This window comes from Vibrio sp. 10N.247.311.12 (genome assembly GCF_041467515.1).
In the GTDB taxonomy this organism is placed as follows: Bacteria; Pseudomonadota; Gammaproteobacteria; order Enterobacterales; family Vibrionaceae; genus Vibrio; species Vibrio crassostreae_C.
This window is the reverse complement of sequence record NZ_JBFSUV010000006.1, coordinates 119,237-126,346: the sequence shown is the minus strand read 5'-3', so window position 1 is coordinate 126,346 and position 7,110 is coordinate 119,237. Positions and strand designations below refer to the sequence as shown.

Genomic DNA, 7,110 nt, shown 5'->3' with positions numbered 1-7,110 from the left:
AGAGCTTAGAGCTTAGAGCTTAGAGCTTAGAGCTTAGAGCTTAGAGCTTAGAGCTAAAGCCAAATACCAAGAGCTGTTAAGCTTTGTTTTGCTCAGCTTTACATACAGCCGCAGTGAACACTACGTCAGTTGAGCTGTTAAGTGCTGTTTCAGCCGAATCTTGAATCACACCAATGATGAAACCAACCGCTACAACCTGCATCGCTACATCGTTTGAGATACCGAATAGGCCACAAGCTAGAGGAATCAGTAGCAGTGAGCCACCGGCAACGCCTGATGCACCACATGCTGAAATTGCAGCAACAAGGCTTAGTAGAATCGCAGTGAAGATATCAATCTCAATACCCATTGTGTGTACAGCGGCAAGCGTTAACACAGTGATGGTGATTGCAGCACCTGCCATGTTGATGGTTGCGCCTAGAGGGATTGATACAGAGTAAGTATCTTCATCTAGCTCTAGCTTCTTACAAAGGTTCATGTTCACTGGGATGTTTGCAGCGCTTGAACGAGTGAAGAATGCTGTTACACCAGATTCACGAATACATTGGAATACTAGAGGGTATGGGTTCTGCTTTGTTTTAACGAAAACAAGCAGTGGGTTAACCACTAGAGCAATGATTAGCATTGAACCTAGTAGTACCGCAAGAAGTTGACCGTAGCTTGCTAGCGCTTCAAAACCAGTGGTTGCGAAAGTCGCTGAAACTAGACCGAAGATACCAAATGGCGCTAGGCGAATGATGAAGCGAACAATGTGTGACACACTGTGGCTTAGATCTTCGAAAACCGCTTTCGTTGTTGCAGATGCGTGGTGCAGAGCAAGACCAAGACCGATAGCCCAAGCAAGAATACCGATGTAGTTTGCGTTCATTAGCGCGCTTACTGGGTTGTCTACAAGTTTAAATAGAAGTGTGTGAAGTACTTCAGCAATACCCTGAGGAGGGTTAGCACCTTCTGCGCCCGCAACCAGTGTCAAAGTGGTTGGGAACATGAAGCTAAGTACTACTGCTGTTAGTGCTGCAGAGAAAGTACCAATCAAGTAAAGCACGATGATTGGACGCATATGAGTATGCTGACCTTTCTTTTGGTTTGCGATAGAAGCTGCAACAAGAATGAATACTAAAATTGGGGCAACAGCTTTCAGAGCGCCGACAAACAGACTACCTAAAAGGCCTGCGTCTTGAGCTGCTGAAGGAGAAACCATGGCGAGAACGACACCGAAAACAATACCAGCAAGGATCTGTAGGACAAGATTCCCACGAGCGATGCGGGCGAGCATGTTGTGATTTTGCATAAAATACCTGCAATTGTTAATTTATTATAGTGATGTATCTTTTATAAAGTTGTACCGATTCCAACTATACACTAGTGGAATGGGCGGTCATATTAGCGGGATCGTAGCGGGTGTCTAGGAATAGTTTGCTTTTAGTGTGATTGTTTGCACTACGTGGTGTTTTTAGAGCTAAATGTTAAATAAATGTATTTTGATTTAGCTAAAAATCTACAAATTCATATTTGATAGAGCTAATATACTGTAAATTAGAAGATGTAAATGGCGATTGGTAAGAACATTGTGTGCGTAAATAGTCGTCTATATCCTGATTATTATCAAAATACTCGATTAATTAATGTCATGTGTAAAAGCGTATGTAGCGGTTTCTTTTGGTTAACCAGCGTTTTCGCCATTTTTGTTAATCATGCTACCTATCCTAATCGTTACATAAACGTACTTATATGTTTATCAAGGACTCTCTCCTAAGCTTTTAGAAATATTCCCACAGATATATTTGATGTCCCCCTTTATGATGTTTTTGATGATTTACCTTAAAATAAGTGAGTTATTGACGCAATTAACCTGATTTAACTGTTGTGAGGGAGGCGGGTATATCTTGTGTCGGTCTTAATTTACAAGAGTAAGAGCAATGAGTTTAATCAGTATCCCTTATGTAGAGACCTCTGCAGATACCGCTTTGCATATAGCAGCCGCAGTTGTGCTGATCAGCACCATAGCAGCGGGCCTGTACGGCTTTTGGAAGCTCCATGAGATCCCTATTCAAAAGGCTCATCAGACTGACCATCATCAGATAGGACTGATTACCGCGCTTACCTGGATTGGTTTCATTTGGCACTGGGTGTGGGTGCTCGCGATTATCATTGCTTTTGTAGATTTTGAAAAAGCCATTATCCGATTGCGTGATTTATGGAACTCTCCAACTCAAGTTAACAAATCAGAGGATGTCTAAATGTTAGAAGGTTTAGCTGTTTGGTGTTTATTCATCTATTTACTAAGACTGGTTGGTATGCCTTGGAATGCGGGGACTAAAGCATTTGCATATTTAGGAGGCACTAGTTGGCTATTGTTTGTTTGGGTTGGGCTAATTAATTACACGCCAATGGATTTATCTGGTGGCTCTGTAGTTCAGTCCCCTCATATTCAGCTCCGCCCAACCTCAACTAATGTGTCAGGCAAGGTCGATCAGATCTACATCACTCCAAACCAACGTATTGAGGAAGGGCAGTTAATTTATGAGATTGAAAACGAGCCTTATCAAATTGCTTATGAACAAGCGAAGATTTCGCGCGACTCGGCAAACGTAGCGGTTAGCACTGCGGCTGAAGAAGTAAAAATCGCTGAATCCAGCTATCAGGCAGCGTTACATGATTTTGAAATGACACAAAGTGAGCTTTCAGCTGCTCAGTCAAATAGAGACTTACAGAAAAGAACGTTGAAGCGTTATCTTGAACAAAACCGAGTCGTGCGTAATACGATCACTGAAAGCATGATTGATAACCAGCAAACGGTCGCCGATTCTGCTGTGTACACTGTGGCCAAGCTTGAGTCACAGCTGAGCAAAAAGAAATCTGATGTAGAGAAAGCCAAGCTACAAATAACCAAAGCGGAACTCTCGGTTGAATCCCGTCAGTCAGACTTTAACGAAACAATTCAGAAGGTGAATAAAGCAAAATGGGATCTTGATAGCACCAAGATTTATGCACCCGCTGATGGCTTTGTGACTAACTTTATTCTTCGTGAAGGTCAGCTTGTTTCTAGAGTTCCACGATTGCAGATGTACACCAACGAGAAATACGTATTGATGAGAGTGAATCATCAAGCGATTAGAAATGTTAAACCGGGTCAATTGGCTGAATTTACAACGCCAGTTTATCCAGGGAAAATATTCACGGCAGAGGTTGAAGGTATTATTGAAGCAACCGGCGAAGCGCAAAGTAACTTGCTTGGCTTTGACCAGAATGTTCGCTCTACAACAGGTAAGAACCTACAAAATAAACATCATTTTGTTAGGTTGAAAGTCTTTGAGCCTGAGGGTTATAGCGTACCAGTCGGGGCGGTTGGTTTAGCTTGGATCAGTGGAGAAAAGCCAACAGAGCTTATGGCGTTTCTTGACGTAATACGTGGAATCATTTTACGTATGAAGTCGCAGCTCTACTACTTCTACTCTTTCTAACAGAGAGTTGGACTCAGAATCTGCGGCCTAGTTGAGCGTTACTCTATTTATAGCAATGCAACACCGACGGTAAATCTCGTAATCGTGTTGTTGAGATGACGATAAAAAGAGAACTAAATCAGCTATGTTAATTTTCACATCCGCAAAGTGGTGACACTCTGCGGATGTTTTATTCTATTCCAATGATTTGAGATATTGCTTGGGTGTCATGCCTCGATGCTTCTTAAACATATGCGTAAAGCTATCGAGATGGTTATACCCTAAACTGCTTGCCACTTCTTCGACTGGTATTGATTGGCTTAGCATTTTGACCGCTTTGTTGCTTAAGACAAAACCACACATTTCGGTAAAGTTGTGGCCATATTTATGGAATCTACGTTGAAACTGCTGAATTGATAGGCCCAACAGGTTCGATACTCTTTCGAGTGTCGGTAAACCAAAGTGACATGAGTAGTTGATGGCTTCATAAACTAACTTAGTGTCATCGCTAGGATCGGGCATGTCTAAACATCGGTCCAAATCCTCAAAATTCAGCGAAAAGGTTTGCTTGGTATCTTGATTATCAGCCAGGTTTGCCAAGCGTAAGCTGGAATGAAACCAGATCTCTGTTTGATGATGATTCCACGCGACATCACAGCCAAAATAATCTTGATATAGTTTCTCATCCGCACGCTCTCCTGAAAGTAGTACGCGCATCGGAGCAAAGTCTGCCCCAAGGTATTTTTTCAATATTTTTGACATCAAAACAGCGACTCTAATACTGTCATGAACGTCTAAGTGTTCTGCATCATACTGATTGTTGTAAGTCCACTTGATGATAGACCCCACAGGTGCAGCAACCCAAAAAGCACCGGATTGAATACACCCCATGCCGTAATTTACCTTTCTTATCGTCGACATTAAGTCATGACCAGAGAACATCCATTGGCCTAATCCGCCCAAGTCTTCGACCCGGAAATGGCGCACAGCCTCGAGCATAAAGTTTGGATTTTTTGTATAGCATTCGAGTTCTTCATAAAGCTGAAATACCTCAGAAATGGGCAACAGGTTCATTGTGTGATTAAACGCGGATTGGGGAATTGTCTGTGGGGAGATTGGATCTGAATAATATTGATTACATACGTTGTAATACAAATTCATCAGGCTATTTACCCTTATAAAGTAAGTTGTGTTGATAGTCATTGATCCATCCAAACCTCTGTGAATTAGGTCATAAACATAGCATAAATGACGTAATTTAACGAGTTTTAACAGACCCCAACGATGTTAGTTAACATCAAATATATCGGTAAAGTAGTGGCGATAATATTAGTAATAATGGTGTTAACTACAATTATTGATAGCTGTAAATACTGAGTTGAGTAAACCCCAATACTATTTTTTGAGAACCAGAAATAAATTGGATGGAAATTTTTAATCATGGTTTCAGCGTCTTTTAACTTCAGAGAATTAAATAGAAATTAATTAATGACACATACTCCTAAGATAGAAAAAATTAGCGTGTTTGATCGTATTAACGCATCGGCACTGATGTTATTGACTTCTGAATATAAAAGCTTGGAGCAGTTGCGAAGAAAAAACGACTATCCAATGTTCCCAACATTTGAAACGACACCATCCATGCCAATAAAGCGAACCAAGATAAATGGTGTCGATATTCGATACGCACATTCTGAAGCGATTGGTAAACCGACTCTTGTGATGCTTTCCCCTTTTCCTCAAAGCATTCTTGCGTATGCCCCTATTTGGACAGGGTTGGCTGAACACTACAACCTATATGCTTACGATATGCCTGGGTTCGGCGGCAGTGCGGGCGGGATTGAATACATGTCTTTCAAGGCTCAAGGCGACTTTTTAAAAGAATTCTTAAATCATTTGGATATTCAAGAACCACATTTATTGGGGCCTGACGTTGGTATGCCCGCGATCGTTTACTATGTGGGCACATATGACAATGATGTCAAAAGTTTATTGATAGGCGATGGCCCAGCAATTAATCCTTCGTCAAATGCAAGCGCCATCCGAAAAATGGTCGACTCATCGTTTTGGCGCACTGTTTTTAAAGTGACAGGGGCTGGCTCTTTAGTTCAAGGCTGTATCAAGGTTTGCTATACGAACTATCGCCCCAATCAAGAAGAGATTTCCGACTATATTGCTTCTTATCGCAATCGAATTCCTGCCGTCATGCAATGGTTTAAAGATTACCCAAAAAGTCTAGCAACGGTTGATCCATTGCTCGATAAAATAGAGTTACCCACTCAGATATTTTGGGGAGAAAACGATGCAATTCTTTACGTCGATAATGGAGAACGTTTAGCTAAACGCATGTCGAATGCTGAGTTAACAGTATTCAAAGACAGTGGTCATTTTTGTTATCAAGATAGGTACCAAGAGTTTTCGCTAATGGTGAAATATTGGATTGATAAGACGCAATAACAGTTAAATGATTGAGTAAATATGATTGAAATGGAACTACGAGAAGGTTCATGCTCAATAAAAGTGAATGTCGATTTATTGAGCGCCTTTCGAGCTTTTTACCACTTCTATCCTCATCCCTTACCTAAAACTAATCAAGGCATTGTAAATGCAGAAGCTAACCCTTTTAGCGCTAAGTTGTATTCTATTATTAGGTTGTTCTATTAATAAGGCAGCCGAAGAAAAAGACCACTTCGTTGATGATTATATCGAAATTAATAAACAAAATATTAAAGACTTACCTCAGTTGTTAAATGCTATCGCGTTTGAATATTCTAGGTTTGCTAATCAAGCTGAATAGCCGCTTTTGCCCTCGCTGACAATTATGTTTCACGATCCTGTTTTAGAGTCGAGTCTGGTACATAAAGAGCATTTGAGTACGTTAGGCATCCCCTTAAACGTCTCGCTATATATAGACGAAAATGGAGCTCCTAACGTGATTGGAGTGAAACTCGTCACTCGGACGTGAGTTACAGCGTTAGCTTTAAGGTTGAGGGTATATAACAATATGATGCAGCTTTGATCTATTGCATTAGTGGCTTTGGTGCCTTCTTCCTCTAATGCCTAGGCTTCCTCTATCTGCACATTCAATGGCCGATATTTGAAGAAGTTATCACCTAGAAGTTTTCAATCATTTGTACGAAGGGTACTGTTGAAACATTTCAGCGATCTCCTCGTAAATCAGCTCTTCACGTTCCTTAGAACTCATTGAGCGAGTCAATTTCCGGCTTGAATTCGCGGTCCATACAACGATGTTGGTTTTATCATCGATCAGTTCTACAACCAATTGTCCGTACGTCTGTTGGTGATAATTTTGTGGAGTGGACATTCCCCCACGGAAATTGTTCCAACCATAGCCAATACCAAATGACGAGCCGGAAGACACAAGTTCAGATGCTTGCTGAAGTTGGTAGCGGACGTATAGGTCGCCTCCGTCCTCTACAAATGAAACCCCTGTGCGGCTCATTTCTTTAATGATCGCACTTTCAATCCTGATTGAGTCGATACTAATCGGTATTTTGTTCTTCTCTTCTTTCGCAGTCCCGGGCGAGCTGAAATCATAGGTTTTATACATTGAGAAATCGGTTTGCTTTTCGAAGTCAGTATTTATTGTAGAGCAGGCAGCTATAGGAAGCGTTAATAATATGGTGGTTAGACGAAGCATTTTCTA

7 protein-coding genes are annotated in these 7,110 nt (G+C 41.2%); 4 read left to right on the top strand and 3 right to left on the bottom strand.

Features of this window, described 5'->3' with window-relative positions; all coding sequences use genetic code 11:
* Positions 1-76: 76 nt before the first annotated feature.
* Entirely contained in the window at positions 77-1,291 is a 1,215-nt protein-coding gene (sstT, locus tag AB6E30_RS04890; protein ID WP_372102790.1) for a serine/threonine transporter SstT, read from the bottom strand.
* Between the two features lie 628 nt (positions 1,292-1,919).
* Between sstT and AB6E30_RS04885 the strand changes: the two genes are divergently transcribed.
* Entirely contained in the window at positions 1,920-2,240 is a 321-nt protein-coding gene (locus AB6E30_RS04885) for an MFS transporter (RefSeq protein WP_372102788.1), read from the top strand.
* Positions 2,241-3,464, top strand: coding sequence for an HlyD family secretion protein (locus AB6E30_RS04880; protein ID WP_372102787.1), 1,224 nt, complete (start codon positions 2,241-2,243; stop codon positions 3,462-3,464).
* A gap of 174 nt (positions 3,465-3,638) precedes the next feature.
* On the opposite strand, the gene AB6E30_RS04875 is transcribed toward AB6E30_RS04880, so the two are convergent.
* Positions 3,639-4,646, bottom strand: a complete 1,008-nt coding sequence (locus AB6E30_RS04875; protein ID WP_137001433.1) for an AraC family transcriptional regulator — start codon at positions 4,644-4,646, stop codon at positions 3,639-3,641.
* Positions 4,647-4,931: 285 nt separating this feature from the next.
* Here AB6E30_RS04875 and AB6E30_RS04870 point away from each other — a divergent pair, with 285 nt between their 5' ends.
* A complete protein-coding gene (locus tag AB6E30_RS04870; RefSeq protein WP_136979036.1) occupies positions 4,932-5,900 on the top strand; it encodes an alpha/beta fold hydrolase in 969 nt (322 codons plus the stop codon).
* A gap of 148 nt (positions 5,901-6,048) precedes the next feature.
* Entirely contained in the window at positions 6,049-6,240 is a 192-nt protein-coding gene (locus AB6E30_RS04865; protein ID WP_017072403.1) for a hypothetical protein, read from the top strand.
* A 330-nt stretch (positions 6,241-6,570) separates the two neighbouring features.
* On the opposite strand, the gene AB6E30_RS04860 is transcribed toward AB6E30_RS04865, so the two are convergent.
* Positions 6,571-7,104, bottom strand: a complete 534-nt coding sequence (locus AB6E30_RS04860) for a DUF4136 domain-containing protein (RefSeq protein ID WP_372102785.1) — start codon at positions 7,102-7,104, stop codon at positions 6,571-6,573.
* Positions 7,105-7,110 lie beyond the last annotated feature (6 nt).